We start from the raw sequence: 18,326 nt of genomic DNA, 5'->3' as shown, positions 1-18,326 counted from the left end.
CAGGTCCAGGAACTGCAGGCCGCGGTTCGTGTACTTCTTGGCGATGGAGATCACCAGGCGCAGGTTGGCCTCGATCATCTCCTTCTTGGCGTCACGGCTGGCGCGCTCGCCGTCGTTCATGCGCTTGTTGATGCGCTTGAGCTCGTCCAGCGGCACGACCACGCGCGATTGCAGGTCGATCAGGTTCTGCTGCAGTTCCTGCACGGGCGGGACATTGCGCTCCAGCACGCTGCTCCAGGGCTTGCCGGCCGCGACCTGCTCCACCACCCACTGCAGGTTCAGCAGGTTGGGCGGGAACTGGGCGATGAAGGTTTCCTGCGGCATGCCGCACTTGTCCACGATGATCTTGCGCAGCTCGCGTTCCTTCTTGCGCACGTCATCGACCTGGGCACGCACGAGGTCGCACAGCTTCTCGATGGTCTTGGCCGTGAAGCGGATGGTCATCAGCTCTTCGGTCAGGGCCTTCTGCACCTTGATGTACGTGGGCGTGCCGTAGCCTTCCTTGTCGTACACCTTGTGCATCTTGTCGAAGTTCTCGCGCATGGCGTCGAAGCGGCGCAGCGCCTCGTTCTTGAGTTCTTCGAGCTTCTTGGTCAGTGCCTTGGAGCCGCCCTTGCCGTCGTCGTCGTCCTCTTCGTCGTATTCGTCGAAGTCTTCTTCGGCCACGTAGTCGTCGTTCTCATTGGCGTTGACGAAACCGTCGACGATGGTGGAGATGACGACCTTGCCTTCGCGGATTTCCTCGGACATGGCCAGGATTTCTGCGATGGTGGCGGGCGAGGCCGAGATGGCCTCCATCATGTCCATCAGGCCGCCTTCGATGCGCTTGGCGATTTCGATCTCGCCTTCGCGCGTCAGCAGCTCCACCGTGCCCATTTCGCGCATGTACATGCGCACGGGGTCGGTGGTGCGGCCGAATTCGGAGTCCACCGTGGACAGGGCGGCTTCGGCCTCTTCCTCGGCTTCCTCTTCGGTGGTGGCGGATTGGCCCGTGTTGTTCAGCAGCAGGGTTTCCGCGTCGGGGGTCTGCTCGTAGACGGCCACGCCCATGTCGTTGAGCATGGAGATCACGACTTCCAGCGTCTCGGCATCGACCAGCTTGTCGGGCAGGTGGTCGTTGATTTCGCTGTGCGTCAGGTAGCCGCGCGTCTTGCCCAGCTTGATCAGCGCCTTCAGGCGCTGGCGGCGGGTGGACATTTCCTCTTCGGTCAGGACGGTTTCGTCCAGGCCGAATTCCTTCATCAAGGCACGTTCCTTGGCCTTGCTGATCTTCATGCGCAGGGGCTTGACCTTTTCAGCCGGGGCCGAGGAGGCCTCGACCTCGACTTCCACTTCGGTCTCGACTTCGCCTTCCACTTCGCCATCGATGTCGCCATCGATGTCCGACAGGTCGGCGTCGTCCATGTCGTCGCCCGCTTCCTTGGCCTTGGGCTTGCGGCCGCGCTTGGCGGGGGTCTTGGCTGCAGCGGTGGAAGTGGCGGCCTTGGCCGGCGCCTTCTTGGCGGCAGCAGGCTTCTTTTCTGTCTGGGCGGGGGCGTCGTCGCCTTCGGCTGCCTTCTTGCGGCCACGCTTGGGCGTCGCGGCGGCGAGCAGTTCGTCGGCCATGGCTTTGAGTTCGGCTTGGGACTTGGTTACCACGTCGGTATCTTTCTTTGCTTTGGCCGCAGATGCGGCGCTCTTCGGTCCTGCAGCGGCTTTGCCGGCACCGGCCTTGACGGCCGGGGCTGAAGAGGTTGTCGAAGTCTTGGGCTTCGCTGGAGCTTCGGGGGCCTGCTTGGACTTCACGGACTTTGAAACGGGCATGAGCACCTCACGGTCGGGAGCGAACACACACAAAGGGAAACTCAAACAAGCGCCGCCTAAGCGCGCGCGGACGGACTAGGCCCGCCAGGGAAGCGTACATATTCCAGGCAAGATGTCTGGGCGATCATTTGGTGTGCAGTCCTTGCGGGAAATTGGGCCGTGCAGTTGCTGCAATCACGTGAGTTCGTCACGGGGCCCGGTCCGGAGGTGCTGCTGTCGCTCTTGCCGATAGCCCCCAATTATATCTGCTTACCTCGATTTCAAGAGGAAGTGCGCATCTGGTTTTCCAGGGCCTGCTGTCGGGCAAAGAGATCGCGATAGCGCTGGGCGGCGCTGGGGTCCCGTGCCATGTCGCGCAAGGCTTCGTCGATCTGGGCCTTGATGTGGACGATGACCATGCGATTGAGGACATCACGCAACTCACGGCGCAGCTCGGGCAGTTCGCCCTCGGGATGCGCGTGGGGGCCGCTCATGAGCCTGTCTGCCAGCGTTTCGTGAGGCAGGCCGCGCAGTTGTTCGCGCAGCACGGCAAAGGGCCGGGCCCCGGATTCCTGGAACTGTGCCTCCATCCAGCGGAACATGGCGCCATGTTCGCCTGAGCAGTGCGCCAGTGCCTCGAAGTCCTCGTGGGTGAGTTCTTCCATGAATTCCATGTGCGCCATGAGCAGGCGTGCCGCCTGGTCGGTGCGTGTGGCTGGCGCGCCACGCGGGCCCATGGGGGGCGGGTTGAAGTCGGCCCGGCCATTCTTGTCCCAGGGTTTGCGCGGCCAGGGCTTTTTGCCGCCGCGCCCGGGCTCGCCGCTGCGCCAGCCGCCCGCGCCGCTTCCATGGCCGCCACGCTCGTGCCAGCCCGAAGGCGCGCCGTATTCGACAGGCTGGCCCCAGTCGGGCGCGGCCGGTGCATGGCCGGCCTGCTGGCCCGGATGGGAAGCACCGCCGGCCATGGAGCCCCGCGCCGGGCCGCTGCGAGCGGCTTCCTGCGACCACAGGTCGGAGAGGTCGCGCGCATCGAGCTGCACGAGTTCGGCGATCTCGCCCAGCAGCTGGCGCTTGAGCGCGCCGTCAGGCAGGGCCGTCCACAGGGGGCGGGCATTGCTGGCCATGTGGGCACGGCCTTCGGCCTGGCCCAGGTCGCAGCCTTCGCTGGCCGCCTCGATGAGAAAGCGGCTCAGCGGCAGCGCGTCGCCCACGTAGCGGGCAAAGGCTTCGCTGCCGTATTCGCGGATGAAGCTGTCCGGGTCGTGTTCGGCGGGCAGGAAGAGGAATTTGACGCTGCGCGTGTCGCTGGCATAGGGCAGGGCCGCATCGAGCGCCTTGCGCGCGGCGCGCCGGCCCGCCCCGTCGCCGTCGAAGCTGAAAACGACGGCGTCAGTAAATCGAAACAGTTTGTGAATGTGATCGGGCGTGCAGGCCGTGCCCAGCGTGGCGACGGCGTTGGCAAAGCCCAGCTGGGCCAGGGCCACCACGTCCATATAGCCTTCGGTGACCAGCGCATAGCCCATGTCGCGCAGGGCGGTGCGGGCCTCGAACAGGCCGTAGAGTTCGCGCCCCTTGTGAAACACCGGGGTTTCGGGCGAATTCAGGTATTTGGGCTTCTCGTCGCCGAAGACGCGGCCGCCGAAGCCTATGCACTCGCCCTTGACGTTGCGGATGGGAAACATCAGCCGGTCGCGGAAGCGGTCGTAGCGCTTGCCGTCGTCCTCGCCGACGATGACCAGGCCCGATTCTTCGAGCTGCGGATCGTCGTAATGCGCAAAGACGCTGGCCAGGTTGCGCCAGCCGGCGGGCGCGTAGCCCAGGCCGAAGCGCCTGGCGGTCTCGCCCGAGACACCGCGGCGCTTGAGGTATTCGATGGCCTGGGGGGAGGCCTTCAGGTGCTTGCGGAAAGATTCGCCGGCCTTTTCCAGCACGTCGGTGAGAGTGGCCTGTTTCTGCTTCTGGGCGGCCTGGCGCTCGCGCTCGGCCGGGCTGATGTCGTCCTGCGGCACCTGCAGGCCGACCTGGCCGGCAAGATCCTGAACCGCTTCGACGAAGCCCATGCCGGCATGGTCCATCAGAAAACCGATGGCGTTGCCGTTCTTGCCGCAGCCGAAGCAGTGATAGAACTGCTTGCTGGGGCTGACGGTGAAGGAAGGCGACTTCTCGCTGTGGAAAGGGCACAGGCCCATGAAGTTGGCGCCGCCCTTCCTGAGCTGTACGTAACGGCCCACGATGTCGACCACGTCGACGCGCGCGAGCAACTCCTGGATGAACGATTGGGGAATGGACACCCGCGTATTGTGCCTTCGCGGGGCCATCCGGCCGTGCCCCGGGGGCACTGGCCGGCAGCGCCCGGCCCTCAGCCCAGGCGCTGGAAGGTCAGCGTGAAGGCCACGCCATCGCGCGTGTTGTGGGCCCTGATCGTGCCGCCCATCTTGGCCATGTAGGTCCTGGCCACGAACAGGCCCTGTCCCCGGTGCTCGGCGCCGCTGGCGGCAGAAGGCTCCTGGGGCGCGGACACCCCCAGCTCGAAGATGCGCTCCAGCAGGTCCTCCGCAATGGTGGCGCCCTGGTTGTGCAGCGTGGCGCTGGCGGTGGACTCGGAGGCCGACAGCGACAGCGTGATGGCCGTGCCGGCCGGACGGTAGCTGTCGGCATTGCGCAGGATGTGGGTGACCACGTCCTCCAGGGCAAATTCGTCGGCGCGCACGATCACGGCGCCGGCGGCTCCCGCGCTCCCGCTCTTGTTCCCGCCTTCGTAGACCACATCGGCAATGCCCGCATAGTGCGCGTTGGCCGCCACGTGGCTGAGGAAGGCGTCCAGGTCCAGCCGGCCCTCCGGCACGGTGGCGGCCTGCAGCGCCTCGGCCGGCGATGCCGTGCCGTAGAGCACATGCACGGCCTGCTGCATGCGCTGCACATAGCGGTGGCCGGGGTCGTCGGGGCCGTACAGCACCATCAGCGATTGCAGGGGCGACATGATCTCGTGGCCCACGGCATGCCACATGTCCCGCTCCTGCTGGGCGCGCAGCTGCTCGCGCTGCAGGTCGTCCTTCACGCGCTGCAGCAGGTCGGCCAGGCCGCCGGCCAGAATGCCCAGCTCGTCGGAACCACGCAGGTCCGACACTTCGAGGTCGCCCAGGCGTGGGCCGACATGGCCGTCCTGCACGTTGTACGACACGGCGGCGGCGCGCCGGGTGAGGGCGGTCACGCGGCGGATCAGCCCCAGCTCGACGATCAGCCAGGCCAGCGCAATGGCGGCCAGCATGGCGCCCAGGTACCAGGACAGGCGCGTGGCCACGGCGGCCAGGCCCTGCTCCACATCGCGCGGGTGGCCGGTGAAGCTGACGGTGTAGTTGCCCGTGGGCGTGTCCAGAATGTCCTGGCCCGTGGGCACGGCCGGGGTCATGGTGGCGGCGGAGACGCCGGCCGCATGCAGCGGCAGCCAGCTGATCAGGCGCAGCAGCCAGGGCGCCGACGGCGCGGCCTGCACATCCACGCCCTTGAGGGTGATGGCGCTGGCCTCGTCGGCACCCACCTTGCGGATCTGCACGCGCTCGCCGGGCAGCAGGCTGCGCGAGATGTCGTTGAGCGAGGCGGCCAGCTGCGCCCCCGGCGCATTGCTGTCGAACAGGGGCGCGGCCGCCTCGCCCGGGGCCAGCATTTCCACGCGCACACGCATGCTGCCCAGGTCTTCGGGCGGCCAGACGGGGCGCACGTCCCTGCGAAACAGGGCCTCGCGGAACAGCTCGACCGGCAGGCGGATGGAGTAGTGCGTGCGGCGCAGGCAATCGGCTGCAGGGGGCGTCTTGTCATTGCCCGCATGGCCCTGCACGCCAGGCGGCAGGTCGCGGCAATGGCCGTTCTGCCAGAGCCAGCCACGGAAATCGCGCACGGGCCGCGCGCGGGCGTCAAGCTGGGGCGTGCCGTTGTCCACAAAGCCGGTGAGCCGGCCGTGCTCGCCGTTGCCGGACTTGTTGCCCAGCTGCGGCATGGCCTCATAGGGGGCGATCCAGCGGTAGGTGCTGCCGCGCATGTCCAGCGTGATGCGGGCGCGGTGCGCCTGGGCGGGCTCGCGCGAGCCGCGTTCGCGCGGTGTCAGCTCGCCTGCGAAGAAGCTGCCCACCAGATAGATGAAGCCGCCTGCGTAGGGGTTGTTGCCGATCGCTGCGCACAGCGAGGCGCCATCGGGATACTGCACCGAGCAGCCGGCCATCTCCACGGCCTGCTGGGACTTTTGCGGATCGTCGAAGTCGATGGCCGCATAGGGCAGCAGCAGCGGCGCCAGCGGCGTCACGCCCTGGCCCAGGTGGCCGGCGTTGAGCAGGGCCAGCCGGCCCGAAGGATGGCGCAGCCGCGCCATGACCTCGGCCTGGCTGCGCACAAAGCCGTGCTGGTAGGCCTGCCAGGCGCGTTCCTTCTCGTCCTTGAGCACCACCACGCTCAGCGCCACCGTGGCCACGGCCAGCAGCACGAACACGCCGCGCAGCAGGATGCGCTGGCGGAAGGCGGCCAGGCCCAGGCGCGGAACTTCCAGCCGGGGCAGCTCCAGTTTGGGGTTGAGCAGGCGCTTCATGCGCGGGCGGCGGCGCCGGCCTGGCCCACCCAGCGAAAGCCGCGCATGGGCACGTTCTCTATGCCTTCGAAGCCCGGGTCCACCTCGCGCAGGGCCTCGCGGATGGTGCTGACGTGCTTGCGCACGTTGTCGCGGTTGCGGCCGCTTTTGACCACCTCGAACAGCTCGTCGTAGGACACCACTTCGCCGCTGCGCTGGTGCAGCGTGGCCAGGATGCGCTGGGCCGTCAGCGGCAGGTTGATGCGCTCGCCGCGCCAGGTGGGCGTGCGCTGCCACAGCGGGTCCAGCACCAGGGCGTCGCCTGCAGTCGCTGCGGCTGCCTGCGCGGCCACGGGCGCCGCACGCTGCGTGGTGCGCAGGATGTCCAGGAAGGTCTCGATGAAGTCGGCCTCCTCGAAGGTGGTCTTTTGCAGGTAGTCCCAGGCGTCCAGCGCTTTCATGATGCTGCGGTAGATGGCGGCCGGCATGGCCGACACCACCAGCACCGGCGTGCCCTGGCCCAGCTTGTTGATGGCGTTGATCAGGGCCACGCCGGCATGGCGCTCGCGGCCCAGCTCGATGTCCAGCACCACGGCGTCGTAGTGCTCGCGGGCCAGGGCGGCCTCGGCCTCGTCGCGCGTGAACCACTGGTCGATCACGATGCCGCTGCGCGCACTGCGTATCCATCCCGCCAACTGGTTGCTGGTGGGAAGGTCGTCTTCGATCACGGCGATACGGGTCATGGGGCTGTGCAGGGGTGGGGTCGGGGAGGCCGCCGTGGCGGTGTTCGCGGGATTATCTCGGCCCTGCGCCGGCCCGGGTGTGAGTTTTTCTTCCGGGGCCGGAGCGTTTGCGCCGCCGGTGTGAGCGCTTTGGTCCGTGCGCTGCGTTGTTGCTTCCGGGGTGGATCCGAACAATCGGTCCTCAATGAGCCACCCCTGTTTCCGGTGCCTCAGAAACAACCAACAACAGCCATCACAGCCGAGAGAGAGAACACCATGAAAGCCACCTGGAACCGCATCATGCAGGCCCTGACGGGCCGCAAGTCCGCCCGCCTGGACGGAGCCGGCACCGCCGATTCCTCCGAGCCTGCAGCCGACGCCGGCACGCTGCCGTGCAACGCGCCCCGCCGCCAGCCCGTGGACTGGGCAGTCCTGCTGCCCACGGCACGTACCGTGCGCTGGCTGGCCATCGGCGCCGTGGTGGTGGCGGCCGGCCTGGTGGTGGTGCGCAACCCGCCCGTGCAGCACCTGGAGCAGGGCACGCTGGGCGTGCGCCTGAACCAGTTCACGGGCTCCGTCAGCCTGTGGCGCGATGGCAGCGTGTGGGTGGTTCCGGGCCTGCACACGGTGCGCGTGTTCTCCCTGCGCGACCAGAGCTACCGTCCGGAGGCCATGCGCCAGGCCAATGGCAGCGCCCCCCTGCAGTCGGTCGAGGGCCTGTCCTTGGGTCTGGACCTGAACGTGCGCTATGCGCTTGATCCCGCATCGCCCGCCGTCAAGGCCGGCAACCTGCCTCTGGACATAGGCGGCGACATCGTGGAGCCCGCCGTGCAGGGCCTGGTCTACAAGGTGTTCGCACGCTACACCGTGCGCGAGATTTTCTCGACCAAGCGTGCCGAGATCGCCCAGATCATGGAAACCGAACTGCGCACGCGCCTGGCGGCCGACGGCGTCACGCTGCGCAGCATCCAGATCGGCAAGGTGGACCTGCCCGCCGAGTACCGCCGCGGCATGGACAGCCTGCTGGCCGAGGAGCTGGCCTCCGAGAAGATGCGCTACACGCTGGAGCTCAAGGACAAGCGCGTCAAGGAAACCGAGCTGGACGCCAATGCCGACAAGGTGCGTCGCGAAGTGGCCGCCGAAGCCGCCGCACGCGAGCAGGTGATTGCGGCGCGTGCTCAGGAAGAGGCCATGAAGCATGTGCTGCCCTTCAAGCAGCGCCAGATCGAGCAGCGCCAGCTGGAGGCCGAGGCCGAGCGCGTGGCCCGCGTGAAAGCTGCCGAGGGCAGCGCCCAGGCCCGCCGCATCGAGGCCAATGGCGAAGCCGATGCACGCCAGAAGCTGGCCGAGGCCGAGGCCTTCCGCATGGACCGCCTGGGCAAGGTCAACGCCGAGCAGATGGCGCGCGAAGGCACCCTGGTCACGCGCTACCCGCTGCTCATCCAGAAGACGCTGGCCGACAAGCTCTCGGACAAGATCCAGGTCATCATCGCGCCCCCGCCGACCAATGGCGACTTCATCGGCGCGGCCCTGCTGGGCGGCAGCCGCAATGCACAGGCCGGCGCAGCCTCCGTGGCGGCCGAAGATGCCAACGCAGCCGTTCAGGAGCAATAAGCCATGCTGACCGTATCGACCTTGGCCGCCGCAGCGCTGGCCACCGGCATGGGCAGCGCCATCGTGGTGCAGGACCAGGCCAGCCTGCGCGCCGCGCCGCGCGATGGCGCCCAGCAGCAGGCCAGCCTGTGGCAGGGCGAGGTACTGGAGATCAGGGGCGAACGCCTGGACTACCTCCAGGTCTGGGACCACAAGCGCGAGCGCGGCGGCTTCATCCGCGCCAGCGATGTGCGCCGTGTGGCCCTGACAGAGGCCGATGCCCCCGCGCTGCTGGCCGTGCTGCGCTTCGTGCAGGACACGCCCGGTGCCGAGGCGCTGGGCATCGGCCTGGCGGCCGCCTACCTGCAGGCCGCGTCCGCCAGGACCCTGGCTGGCGCCGAAGGCGCGCAGGCCTTCGACGCACTGGGCGGCTTTGCCGACCGGCTGGCGCGGCGCGCCTCCGCCGCTGCGCCCGGCAAGGCCTCGGGCGCCACGCTGTCGGCCCACCTGGATGTGGCCAGCGGCTACGGCCTGCGCTTTGCGACCCATGAGGTCGAAGGCCGCATGCAGGTCTGCTACGAAGGGGAATTCTTCCGCCGCGTGCTCGCCATGCCCGCTGCCGACGCGCCGCAGCGCGCCCGCGCCGCCCTGGCGCTGACACGGCCCGAATGCGTGGACCCCGATCTGCCGGCCCATGAGCGCGCCCGTCTGTACGCCTGGCAGGCCGATGTGCTGGAGCGCGTGGATGTGACCGGCCTGCCGCCCTACCTGCGCGGCCGCGTGCAGATGCGCCGCGCCAGCGTGTGGGGCGCGCTGGCCTTTCAGCAGGCGCGCAAAAGCATGGCCGACCCTGCCGTGGCGGCATCGGCCGCCCGGGCGCTGGCCGAGTTCACGGGCGTCAGCAAGTCCGAGCTGCCCGATGAAGACCAGAGCGCCTACAACGACGCGGCCATGCGGGTGAGCGCCGTGCGCTGGGCGCTGGCGCCTGTTGCTGCTGCGGCTCCTGCTGCCGGAGCCCGCCCGACGCTGCTGACCGAGCCCGGTGCTGCCGGCGAAACCTGCGTGCTGCTGGTGGACGCCCAGCACGGCGCCAAGGCCCCTTTGCTGCGCCGCTGCACCTATGGCCTGGTGTGGGCTGCATCGGCCAGCACCAACCGCGAGGGCACGGCCGTGGCCCTGGCCGTGCAGCCGCTGGAAGGCTGGCGCGAACTGTGGGTGCTGCGCAAGACCGAAGGCGGCTGGCTGGCCGATGTGCTTCCCCCCGCCGCCACCGCGCCGGAGACCGGCGTGGCCGAATGGGCGGGCTGGGTGCCTGGCGGCCAGCTGATGCTGGTGGCGCGCGAGGCCCGTGGCCAGGGCCGCTACCGCAAGAGCTTCGAAGTGGTGCGGCTGGACGGCCTGGCCACCGAGCGCGTGACCGGCGATGTGTCTGCCCTGCCGCTGTTCCAGCGCTGGCAGGACCCGGCCTGGAAGCGCCAGTCCCTGAGCCTGCGCTGAAGCAAAAAAAAGCCTGCACCGGTGGGGTGCAGGCTCGTCTCCAACGATGCCTGGAGCGTTGCCAGGCGACTCCTCTAGGAACTCCTTGTTCGCCTTCCAGCGGTGCTGGCCGGCGAATCCAAGCGGCGATTCTACGAGTGAAGCCGGGGCCGTGCGGCCGAGTCATCTGATAAATGATGTCTTATAGAGGACTGTGGTTGTGCAGTCGCCTGGGGGACAGGCTGGGGCACGTCCGCAGGCAGGTCAAGTGATTGTTTTGCATGACTATTTTCAATTTCCATGAAATTCTGAAAGTTGTGATGCCCTGCAAAGACCATGCATGCCGCTTTGGTTATCCGGGCCTGTGCGGTGGCGCGCCCGGTGGTCGCGCATCAAGCTTGTGTAAGCCTGTCTTGCTATATCTTCAGGTTTCGCCAGTCTGCAATGGCAGACCTGCATCACACCAAGAACCCCAGCGAACCGGAGACCACGATGACCCACATTTACGACCAGCACCTGGACCGCAACAGCGCCAACCATGCGCCGCTCAGCCCCTTGGGCTTCATCGCCCGCACGGCCGAGGTCTATCCCGATCGGCTGGCCGTGGTCCACGGCACGCTGCGCCGCCACTGGGGCGAGACCTATGCGCGCTGCCGCCAGCTGGCCAGCAGCCTGCACAAGGCGGGCGTGGGCAAGAACGACACCGTGGCCGTGATGCTGCCCAATACGCCGCCCATGGTGGAGGCGCATTTCGGCGTGCCCATGGCGGGGGCCGTGCTCAATGCGCTGAACACGCGGCTGGATGCGGAAACCATCGCCTTCATGCTGGATCACGGCGAGGCCAAGGTGCTGATCGTGGACCCGGAGTTCACGGGCGTGGTGGCCAAGGCGCTGAAGCTGCGCCAGCGCAGCGCGCCGCTGCTGGTGATCCAGGTCGAGGACGCGCTGTACGGCCCGGCCGCCGAGCAGGTGGGCAGCCTGGACTACGACGATTTCGTGGCCGGCGGCGATGCCGGTTTCGACTGGCAGCTGCCCGCCGACGAGTGGGACGCCATTGCGCTGAACTACACCAGCGGCACCACGGGCAACCCCAAGGGCGTGGTCTACCACCACCGGGGGGCGGCCATCAATGCCATCAGCAATGTGCTGGAGTGGGACATGCCCAAGCACGCCGTCTACCTGTGGACCTTGCCCATGTTCCATTGCAACGGCTGGTGCTTTCCGTGGACGGTGGCGGCACGGGCGGGGGTCAATGTCTGCCTGCGCAGGGTGGAGGCGCAGGCCATCTTCGACGCCATCCGCAACCACGGCGTCACGCATTACTGCGGCGCGCCCATCGTGCACGGCCTGCTGGTCAATGCGCCGGCCGCCATGAAGGAGGGAGTGCCCGCCGGGGTCAAGGCCATGGTGGCGGGCGCGGCGCCGCCGGCGTCGATGATCGAGGGCATGGAGCAGCTGGGCTTCGACATCACCCATGTCTACGGCCTGACCGAGGTCTATGGCCCGGCCACGGTCTGCGCCAAGCACGCAGCCTGGGATGGGCTGGACATCGGCGAACGCGCGCGCCTCAATTCCCGCCAGGGCGTGCGCTACCACCTGCAGCGCTCGGCCAGCGTGCTCGATCCGGAGACCATGGAACCCGTGCCCCATGACGGCCAGACCATGGGCGAGATCATGTTCCAGGGCAACATCGCCATGAAGGGCTACTTGAAGAACCCGCAGGCCACGGACGAGGCCTTCCGCGGCGGCTGGTTCCACACGGGCGACCTGGCCGTGCAGCATCCGGACGGCTATATACAGATCAAGGACCGCAGCAAGGACATCATCATCTCGGGCGGGGAGAACATCTCGTCCATCGAGGTCGAGGACGTGCTCTACCGCCACCCGGCCGTGCTGGCCGCCGCCGTGGTGGCCAAGCCCGATCCCAAGTGGGGCGAGACGCCCTGCGCCTTCATCGAGCTGAAGGCCGGCGCGCAGACCACGGCCGAAGACATCGTGGCCCACTGCAAGAAGCACCTGGCCGGCTACAAGGTGCCGCGTGCCGTGGTCTTTGGCGAGTTGCCCAAGACCAGCACGGGCAAGATCCAGAAGTTCGAGCTGCGCCGCCAGGCCGGGTCGGTCCAGGCCATCACGGGCTGAGGGCCAGGCCGCAGCGCGGGCAGCGGCTCAGTGTCCGGCCGTCTTGGAAAACAGCTGGATGACCAGCACGCCCGCCACGATCAGGCCCATGCCCGCCAGCGCGGGCAGGTCCAGCGTCTGGCCCTGCCAGAGCCATCCGACCAGGGAGATCAGCACGATGCCCGCGCCCGACCAGATCGCATAGGCCACGCCCGTGGGCACCGTGCGCAGCGTCAGCGACAGGAAGTAGAAGGCCAGCGCGTAGCCCAGGACCGTGACCACGCTGGGCCACAGCCGCGTGAAGCCTTCGGACTGCTTGAGGCAGGAGGTGGCCGCCACCTCAGCGACGATGGCCAGGCCCAGGTATAGGTAGTTGGACGCCATGCTCAGATGGCCGCGTAGTTGCCCGTGCCCTCGGGCCAGCGCGTGAGCACGTCGAAGCCCGTGTCGGTCACCACCACCATGTGCTCCCACTGGGCGGACAGCGACTTGTCGTTGGTGATCACCGTCCAGCCGTCGGCCAGTTCGCGCGTGGCAGCCTTGCCGGCGTTGAGCATGGGCTCGATGGTGAAGATCATGCCGGCCTCCAGCACCATGCCCTGGCCGGGCTGGCCGTAGTGCAGCACCTGGGGGTCGTCGTGGTAGACCTTGCTGATGCCGTGGCCGCAGTACTCGCGCACCACGCTGAAGCGCTCGCGCTGGGCCACGGTCTGGATGGCATGGCCGATGTCGCCCAGCGTGGCGCCGGGGCGCACGGCGCGGATACCGGCCAGCAGGGCCTCGTAGGTGGTCTCCACCAGGCGGCGCGCCTGGTTGGAGGGCTGGCCCACGTAGTACATGCGGCTGGTGTCGCCGATCCAGCCCTCGGGCGTGGTCACGGCCACATCGACATTGAGGATGTCGCCCTCGCGCAGGATCTGACGGGCGTCGGGGATGCCGTGGCAGACCACGTGGTTGGGCGAGGTGCAGACCGTCTTCGGAAAGCCGTGGTAGCCCACGTTGGTGGGCACGCAGCGCAGTTCGTCGACGATGAAGTCATGGCAGAGCCTGTCCAGGTGCTCGGTGCTGACGCCTGGCTGCACGTGGGGCACCAGCATCTGCAGGACGCGGGCGGCCAGGCCACCGGCCTTGCGTGATTGCCCGATATCGAGGGCATCGTGCAGCGGAACGCTGCGCAGCTTGGCGCCCCTCATTGCAGGCCTTCCGACAGGCGCACGGGGCGCGGGCGGCGTGCTGCCGTATCGGCGGGAGCCGGCGCCGCTTCGGGCTCGCCCAGCTTCAGCGTGGCCGCGGCCTCTTGCAGCAGCAGGGCGCAGATGCCTGCGTAGTCGAGATGGGGATGGTGTTCGGCCAGCTGGCCGACACGCAGCCAATGCTCGGCCTGGGCGTTGATGGATCGACCCAGGGCCGCGCTGGACAGGCGGATCTGGTCGTGCAATTGGTCGGATATTTTGACGATTCCCATGGGGTGGCGATCATACGGGGAATATACGTTTCGTATATTGACAATCGCAAATCGCGGGCCCGGCAGCGGGGCATTCGTGCATGCCTGCAGATGCAGGCCGTCATGTCGTCGGCGATGCTGCGTGACGGACGGGGCGGATGCTCTTGTGTTGATAGCGCAATGATCAGGTCCGGCTGGCCATCCGACAGAGGTGATGTTTTTCCTGCGGCGCGGTCCTGTACAAGACCCTGCTCGGTGTGATCGGCGGTCTTCTATCAGATATCTGTTGCAGATCTAGGGCTTACCCCTAGCAAGTCGCCTGCTACCCAAACTGACAAGAATCAAGACTGTCTGGAAGCGAATGTCCTGCAAGCCGGCGCATGGTGCGGCCGGCCGGGCCTTCCGGCAGGGAGCAGCAATGGGCAAGGAACAAGAAGCGGGTTCGGCAACGGCATCGGGCGGGGCGCGCATCGTCGTCGTGGGCGGTGGCGTGGCGGGGCTGGAGATTGCCACGGCGCTGGGCAAGGGACGCACGGACGCCATCGGCTCGGTGACCCTGGTGGACAGCGATTCGGCCCATGTCTGGAAGCCCATGCTGCACACCATTGCGGCCGGCACGCGCGACCTGGCCCAGCAGCAGACCACCTACCTGGCCCAGGCCAGCGACGCCAGCTTTGCCTACCAGCCCGGCGAAATGTGCGGCCTGGACCGCGAGGCCCGCGAGGTGCTGCTGGCCCCCATCGAGGCGCCCGATGGCCGCGAGATCGTGCCGGGCCGGCGCATTGCCTACGACAGGCTGGTGATCGCCGTGGGCAGCGGCGCCAATGATTTCGGCACGCCGGGCGTGGACGAGCACTGCTTCATGATCGACTCGCGCCGCAAGGCCGATGCCTTCAACAGCGAGATCCGCCTGCGCATGGTGCGCTGCATGACCAGCGGCGAGCAGCTGCGCGTGGCCATCGTGGGCGGCGGCGCCACGGGCGTGGAGCTGGCGGCCGAGCTGGTGCAGCTGGCCGAGAGCGCCCGGGCCTACGGCGCGCTGGGCGAGGCCGCGCGCTTCGGCATCGTGCTGATCGAGGCCGGGCCGCGCCTGCTGCCCGGTTTTCCTGAAGAGATTTCCGAAGCCACGCGCCTGCGGCTGCAGGCCCTGGGCGTTTCGGTGATCGTCAACGGCCGCGTGCAGTCGGCCAGCGAAGAGGGGTTCGTGCTGGCCAGCGGCGAGTTCGTCCCCGCAGGCCTGCGCGTCTGGGCAGCGGGCGTGAAGGCCCCGGCCTTCCTGGCGCAGCTGGGACTGGAGACCACGCAAGGCAACCAGCTCAAGGTCAACGGCCAGTTGCAGACCAGCGACCCCCATGTCTACGCCGTGGGGGATTGCGCCAGCTTCACCCTGCCCGGGGCCAGCGTGCCGCTGCCGCCCACCGCCCAGGTGGCGCACCAGCAGGCCCGCTATCTGGTGGAGACGCTGCCGCGCTTGCTGAAGGAGCCGGGTTTCCGTCCCGAAGGCTTTGCCTACCGCGACTTTGGCGCCCTGGTGTCGCTGGCCCACTACGACGCCTATGGATCGCTGGGCAAATTCGGCCTGTTCAACGGCGGCGTGATCCGCGGGCGCATGGCCATGCTGAGCCACATCATGCTGTACCGCTCGCACCAGGCCCGCATCTACGGCTTTTGGCGCGGCGGGCTGCTGTGGCTGATCGATTTGATGAATTCGCGCCTGCGCCCGTCGATCCGGCTGGACTGAGCGGCCGGGCCCGGCATCAAAGCAGCCCCTCGATGGGCAGCCAGCCCAGCACGCGCAGCATCAGGCTCTTGAATGCACTGCTGCCGGGCTCGGTGGTGGTGGTGAGTGGCGCAGGCGGCGTGCCGCTTTCCGTGGTCCAGCTCAGGCGGCCCTGTGCATCGATCTGCACGTGGTAGGCGGCGGACGGCAGGCTCTGGTCAAGCATGCGGCTCATCTGCGAAGCCATCTCGGGGCTGTCGATCAGCAGGCCCATCTCGGTGTTGAGGTGGGCCGAGCGCGGGTCGAAGTTGAACGAGCCCACGAAGATGCGCTCGCCATCGACCGCAAAAGTCTTCGCATGCAGGCTTGAGCCCGAGCTGCCGGGGCGGCTGCCTGAGCCCACCCCCGCTTTCCCTGCCGATGCCGCTGCGGGCGAACGCGGGCCTGGGCTGGGTTCGTCGTCCTGCCTGCCGATCTGCCGGCGCAGCTCGTACAGCTGCACGCCTTCCTCGATCAGCGGGCGCCGGTAGCGGGCATAGCCGGCATGGACCACGGCCACGTCGGTCGCCTCCAGGCTGTTGGTGAGCACGCGCACGGCAATGCCCTGGCGGCGCAGGCCGGCCAGGGCGCGCACGCCAGCCTCGGTGGGCACGAAGTAGGGTGAGACCAGGTCCAGCTGGCGCTGTGGCTGGCCGATGGCCGGGGTCAGCTGGGTGATCAGCAGGCCCTCCTTGGGCACCTGGCCCAGCACCTTGGCCGGGTCGTCGCTGACCAGGGTGGCGCGGGCCCATTGCAGTGGCAGGCGGCCGGCCAGCAGCTCGCGCGTGAACGGGCTTTGCGCCACGGCGCGCACATAGGCCTGGGCTTCGGGGCGCTGCACTTCGGTGGCCAGGGCCTCGTAGGCGCGCGCCACCGCATAGTCGGGCAGCGGCGGCAGCAGGCTGGCCGCGGGATAGGCCGACGCGCTGGCCCAGTACTGGTCGAAAGCATGTGAAATGTCGGCCACCACCGGCCCCATGGCCACCACGTCCAGGTCGGCGAACAGCACGCCGTCGGTGGCCGCGAAGTACTCGTCGCCTATGTTGCGTCCGCCCACGATGCTGGCCTGGCTGTCGGCCGTGAAGCTCTTGTTGTGCATGCGCCGCTGGGTGCGCGAGAAATCCGTGACATAGCCCAGCGCCTTGGGCGTGCGCTGGGCAAAGGGGTTGAACAGCCGCACCTCGATCTGCGGATGCTGGTCCAGGGCGCCGAGCTGGGTGTCCAGTCCTGCCGTGCCGCCGTCGTCCAGCAGCAGGCGAACGCGCACGCCCCGGTCGGCGGCGCGGCGCAGTTCGTCGAGCAGCAGATGGCCCGTGGTGTCGCCGCGCCAGATGTAGTACTGCACATCCAGCGTGCGCTGTGCCACGCGGGCCAGCAGGGCGCGCGCGGCGTAGGCATTGCGTGCGTCGGACAGCGCGTGGATTGCGGTGAGCCCCGGATGCTGGTCCAGCAGCGGTGCCAGCGCCTGGCCCAGCAGCGTGGCCTGGGCGGCCTCGGGCGGCAGTGCCGTGGATTCGCTGCGGCCGGCCAGGGGCGGCAGGCTGCAGCCTGCCAGCAGCAGGGTCAGGACGAGCGCCTGGGTGGCGGCAAGGGCACGGCGCAGCAGGGGCATGGTGCGTTCGGTGTTCGTAGTGGTCAGTGCAGCCAGCGTATGAACAGCTGGATCACGGTGGCATTGACGATGTCGACGAAGAAGGCGCCCACCATAGGGACGATGAGAAAGGCCTTGTGCGATGGGCCGTACTGGTTGGTGATGGCCTGCATATTGGCCACGGCCGTGGGCGTGGCACCCATGCCGAAACCGCAGTGGCCGGCGGCCAGCACGGCTGCATCGTAGTTGCTGCCCATGATGCGGAAGGTCACCAGCGCGGCATACAGGCCCATGACCAGCGTCTGGGCCGCCAGGATCACCATCAGCGGCGCCGCCAGCCCCGCCAGCTCCCACAGCTTGAGCGACAGCAGGGCCATGGCCAGGTAGATGGACAGCGAGGCATTGCCGAAGACGTCGATGGCCCGGTCGAATACCTGGAAGTGAAAGACATAGTCCAGCGTGTTGCGGATCAGGACGCCACCGGCCAGCGCCCAGACGAAGGTGGGCAGGGAGAACAGGGTGCCGGCGGTGAACTGCGTCATGAACTCGGCAAAGCCCAGGCAGCCCGCGAACAGGGCCAGTGTTTCTATGGCCGCGCTGGTGGTGATCAGGCGCGTCTGCTCGGGGTTCTCGAAGCCGCCGTGGCTTGCGCTTTCGCCCAGCGGGGGCTGTTTTTCGGGGGCGGCTGCGGGGTCATGCACGGCAAGCCTGCGGCGCGTGATCAGGGCCTTGGCCAGCGGGCCGCCGATCAGGCCGCCGATCACCAGTCCGAAGGTGGCACAGGCAATGCCCAGGGTGACCGCGCCCTGGATGCCGTATTCGCGCTCGAAAACCTGGCCCCAGGCACCTGCCGTGCCATGGCCGCCCGTCAGGGTGACGGAGCCTGCGATCAGCCCGAACAGCGGATCGAGCCCGAGCATCTTGGCCAGGCTCACGCCGACCAGATCCTGCAGGCTGATGAAGACGGCGACCACGGCCAGGAACAGCAGCAGCGAACGGCCGCCTTCGCGCAGCTTGGCGAAATTGGCGCTCAGCCCGATGGACGAGAAAAACACCAGCATGAAGGCCATCTGCAGCTCGCTGCTGAAGCTGAAGGTGCAGCCCAGGGTCTGGTTGAGCACGAACAGGGCGACGGCCACGACCAGGCCGCCGGCCACGGGCTCGGGGATGTTGAATTCGCGCAGCAGGCGCAGGTGCCGTACCAGCCATTTGCCCAGCAAAAGGACGAGGGCGGCGAAGATCAGGGTGTAGTAGGCGCTGAAAGTCAGGTGCATGGCTTCCGTGTT

The 18,326-nt window shown here is 68.0% G+C and carries 13 protein-coding genes; 4 read left to right on the top strand and 9 right to left on the bottom strand.

Annotated elements, in window-relative coordinates; translation table 11 throughout:
• From AC5I49_RS06050 to AC5I49_RS06035, 4 genes are all read right to left on the bottom strand, one after another.
• Positions 1-1,803 (bottom strand): RNA polymerase sigma factor region1.1 domain-containing protein (locus AC5I49_RS06050; protein WP_495788987.1); only part of this gene is annotated, 1,803 nt, incomplete at its 3' end.
• 260 nt (positions 1,804-2,063) lie between these two features.
• Positions 2,064-4,100 carry a DNA primase gene (gene dnaG / locus AC5I49_RS06045; protein ID WP_016447583.1) on the bottom strand — a complete coding sequence of 679 codons (2,037 nt, stop codon included), beginning with the start codon at positions 4,098-4,100 and terminating at the stop codon, positions 2,064-2,066.
• Positions 4,101-4,141: 41 nt separating this feature from the next.
• Positions 4,142-6,358 (bottom strand): sensor histidine kinase, encoded by a 2,217-nt coding sequence (locus tag AC5I49_RS06040; RefSeq protein ID WP_495788986.1) that lies wholly within the window; start codon positions 6,356-6,358, stop codon positions 4,142-4,144.
• On the bottom strand, positions 6,355-7,080 hold the full coding sequence (locus tag AC5I49_RS06035; RefSeq protein ID WP_392456190.1) for a response regulator transcription factor: 726 nt from the start codon (positions 7,078-7,080) through the stop codon (positions 6,355-6,357). Before AC5I49_RS06035 ends, AC5I49_RS06040 begins: the two co-directional genes overlap by 4 nt.
• A gap of 255 nt (positions 7,081-7,335) precedes the next feature.
• Between AC5I49_RS06035 and AC5I49_RS06030 the strand changes: the two genes are divergently transcribed.
• From AC5I49_RS06030 to AC5I49_RS06020, 3 genes are all read left to right on the top strand, one after another.
• Positions 7,336-8,673, top strand: a complete 1,338-nt coding sequence (locus AC5I49_RS06030; protein ID WP_392456188.1) for an SPFH domain-containing protein — start codon at positions 7,336-7,338, stop codon at positions 8,671-8,673.
• Between the two features lie 3 nt (positions 8,674-8,676).
• Positions 8,677-10,149, top strand: coding sequence for a hypothetical protein (locus AC5I49_RS06025; RefSeq protein ID WP_313280765.1), 1,473 nt, complete (start codon positions 8,677-8,679; stop codon positions 10,147-10,149).
• A gap of 471 nt (positions 10,150-10,620) precedes the next feature.
• Positions 10,621-12,267: an acyl-CoA synthetase gene (locus tag AC5I49_RS06020; protein ID WP_495788985.1), complete on the top strand. Its 1,647-nt coding sequence runs from the start codon at positions 10,621-10,623 to the stop codon at positions 12,265-12,267.
• A gap of 27 nt (positions 12,268-12,294) precedes the next feature.
• Here the strand turns inward: AC5I49_RS06020 and AC5I49_RS06015 are convergent, their stop codons facing one another.
• Genes AC5I49_RS06015 through AC5I49_RS06005 form a run of 3 tightly spaced genes read right to left on the bottom strand, consistent with a single transcriptional unit; the run spans position 12,295 to position 13,711 of the window.
• Positions 12,295-12,630, bottom strand: coding sequence for an SMR family transporter (locus AC5I49_RS06015; protein ID WP_012206837.1), 336 nt, complete (start codon positions 12,628-12,630; stop codon positions 12,295-12,297).
• A gap of 2 nt (positions 12,631-12,632) precedes the next feature.
• Positions 12,633-13,439: a type I methionyl aminopeptidase gene (map, locus tag AC5I49_RS06010; protein WP_203400549.1), complete on the bottom strand. Its 807-nt coding sequence runs from the start codon at positions 13,437-13,439 to the stop codon at positions 12,633-12,635.
• On the bottom strand, positions 13,436-13,711 hold the full coding sequence (locus AC5I49_RS06005) for a ParD-like family protein (RefSeq protein WP_016447576.1): 276 nt from the start codon (positions 13,709-13,711) through the stop codon (positions 13,436-13,438). Before AC5I49_RS06005 ends, map begins: the two co-directional genes overlap by 4 nt.
• Positions 13,712-14,108: 397 nt before the next feature.
• Here AC5I49_RS06005 and AC5I49_RS06000 point away from each other — a divergent pair, with 397 nt between their 5' ends.
• On the top strand, positions 14,109-15,431 hold the full coding sequence (locus tag AC5I49_RS06000; protein WP_046986655.1) for an NAD(P)/FAD-dependent oxidoreductase: 1,323 nt from the start codon (positions 14,109-14,111) through the stop codon (positions 15,429-15,431).
• A 16-nt stretch (positions 15,432-15,447) separates the two neighbouring features.
• Here the strand turns inward: AC5I49_RS06000 and AC5I49_RS05995 are convergent, their stop codons facing one another.
• Positions 15,448-17,061 (bottom strand): phospholipase D family protein, encoded by a 1,614-nt coding sequence (locus tag AC5I49_RS05995; protein ID WP_016447574.1) that lies wholly within the window; start codon positions 17,059-17,061, stop codon positions 15,448-15,450.
• A gap of 23 nt (positions 17,062-17,084) precedes the next feature.
• Positions 17,085-18,314: a sodium/glutamate symporter gene (gltS, locus tag AC5I49_RS05990; RefSeq protein WP_016447573.1), complete on the bottom strand. Its 1,230-nt coding sequence runs from the start codon at positions 18,312-18,314 to the stop codon at positions 17,085-17,087.
• Positions 18,315-18,326 lie beyond the last annotated feature (12 nt).

The organism is Delftia sp., assembly GCF_059499305.1.
Note: the sequence above shows the minus strand (reverse complement) of the source record. Positions and strands in the feature narration are given on the sequence as shown.

What these genes read in the sequence shown, in the direction of transcription:
- dnaG (WP_016447583.1), bottom strand. Translation starts at nt 4,100, where the DNA reads ATGGCCCCGCGAAGGCACAATACGCGGGTGTCCATTCCCCAATCGTTC.
- AC5I49_RS06040 (WP_495788986.1), bottom strand. Translation starts at nt 6,358, where the DNA reads ATGAAGCGCCTGCTCAACCCCAAACTGGAGCTGCCCCGGCTGGAAGTT.
- AC5I49_RS06035 (WP_392456190.1), bottom strand. Translation starts at nt 7,080, where the DNA reads ATGACCCGTATCGCCGTGATCGAAGACGACCTTCCCACCAGCAACCAG.
- AC5I49_RS06030 (WP_392456188.1), top strand. Translation starts at nt 7,336, where the DNA reads ATGAAAGCCACCTGGAACCGCATCATGCAGGCCCTGACGGGCCGCAAG.
- AC5I49_RS06025 (WP_313280765.1), top strand. Translation starts at nt 8,677, where the DNA reads ATGCTGACCGTATCGACCTTGGCCGCCGCAGCGCTGGCCACCGGCATG.
- AC5I49_RS06020 (WP_495788985.1), top strand. Translation starts at nt 10,621, where the DNA reads ATGACCCACATTTACGACCAGCACCTGGACCGCAACAGCGCCAACCAT.
- AC5I49_RS06015 (WP_012206837.1), bottom strand. Translation starts at nt 12,630, where the DNA reads ATGGCGTCCAACTACCTATACCTGGGCCTGGCCATCGTCGCTGAGGTG.
- map (WP_203400549.1), bottom strand. Translation starts at nt 13,439, where the DNA reads ATGAGGGGCGCCAAGCTGCGCAGCGTTCCGCTGCACGATGCCCTCGAT.
- AC5I49_RS06005 (WP_016447576.1), bottom strand. Translation starts at nt 13,711, where the DNA reads ATGGGAATCGTCAAAATATCCGACCAATTGCACGACCAGATCCGCCTG.
- AC5I49_RS06000 (WP_046986655.1), top strand. Translation starts at nt 14,109, where the DNA reads ATGGGCAAGGAACAAGAAGCGGGTTCGGCAACGGCATCGGGCGGGGCG.
- AC5I49_RS05995 (WP_016447574.1), bottom strand. Translation starts at nt 17,061, where the DNA reads ATGCCCCTGCTGCGCCGTGCCCTTGCCGCCACCCAGGCGCTCGTCCTG.
- gltS (WP_016447573.1), bottom strand. Translation starts at nt 18,314, where the DNA reads ATGCACCTGACTTTCAGCGCCTACTACACCCTGATCTTCGCCGCCCTC.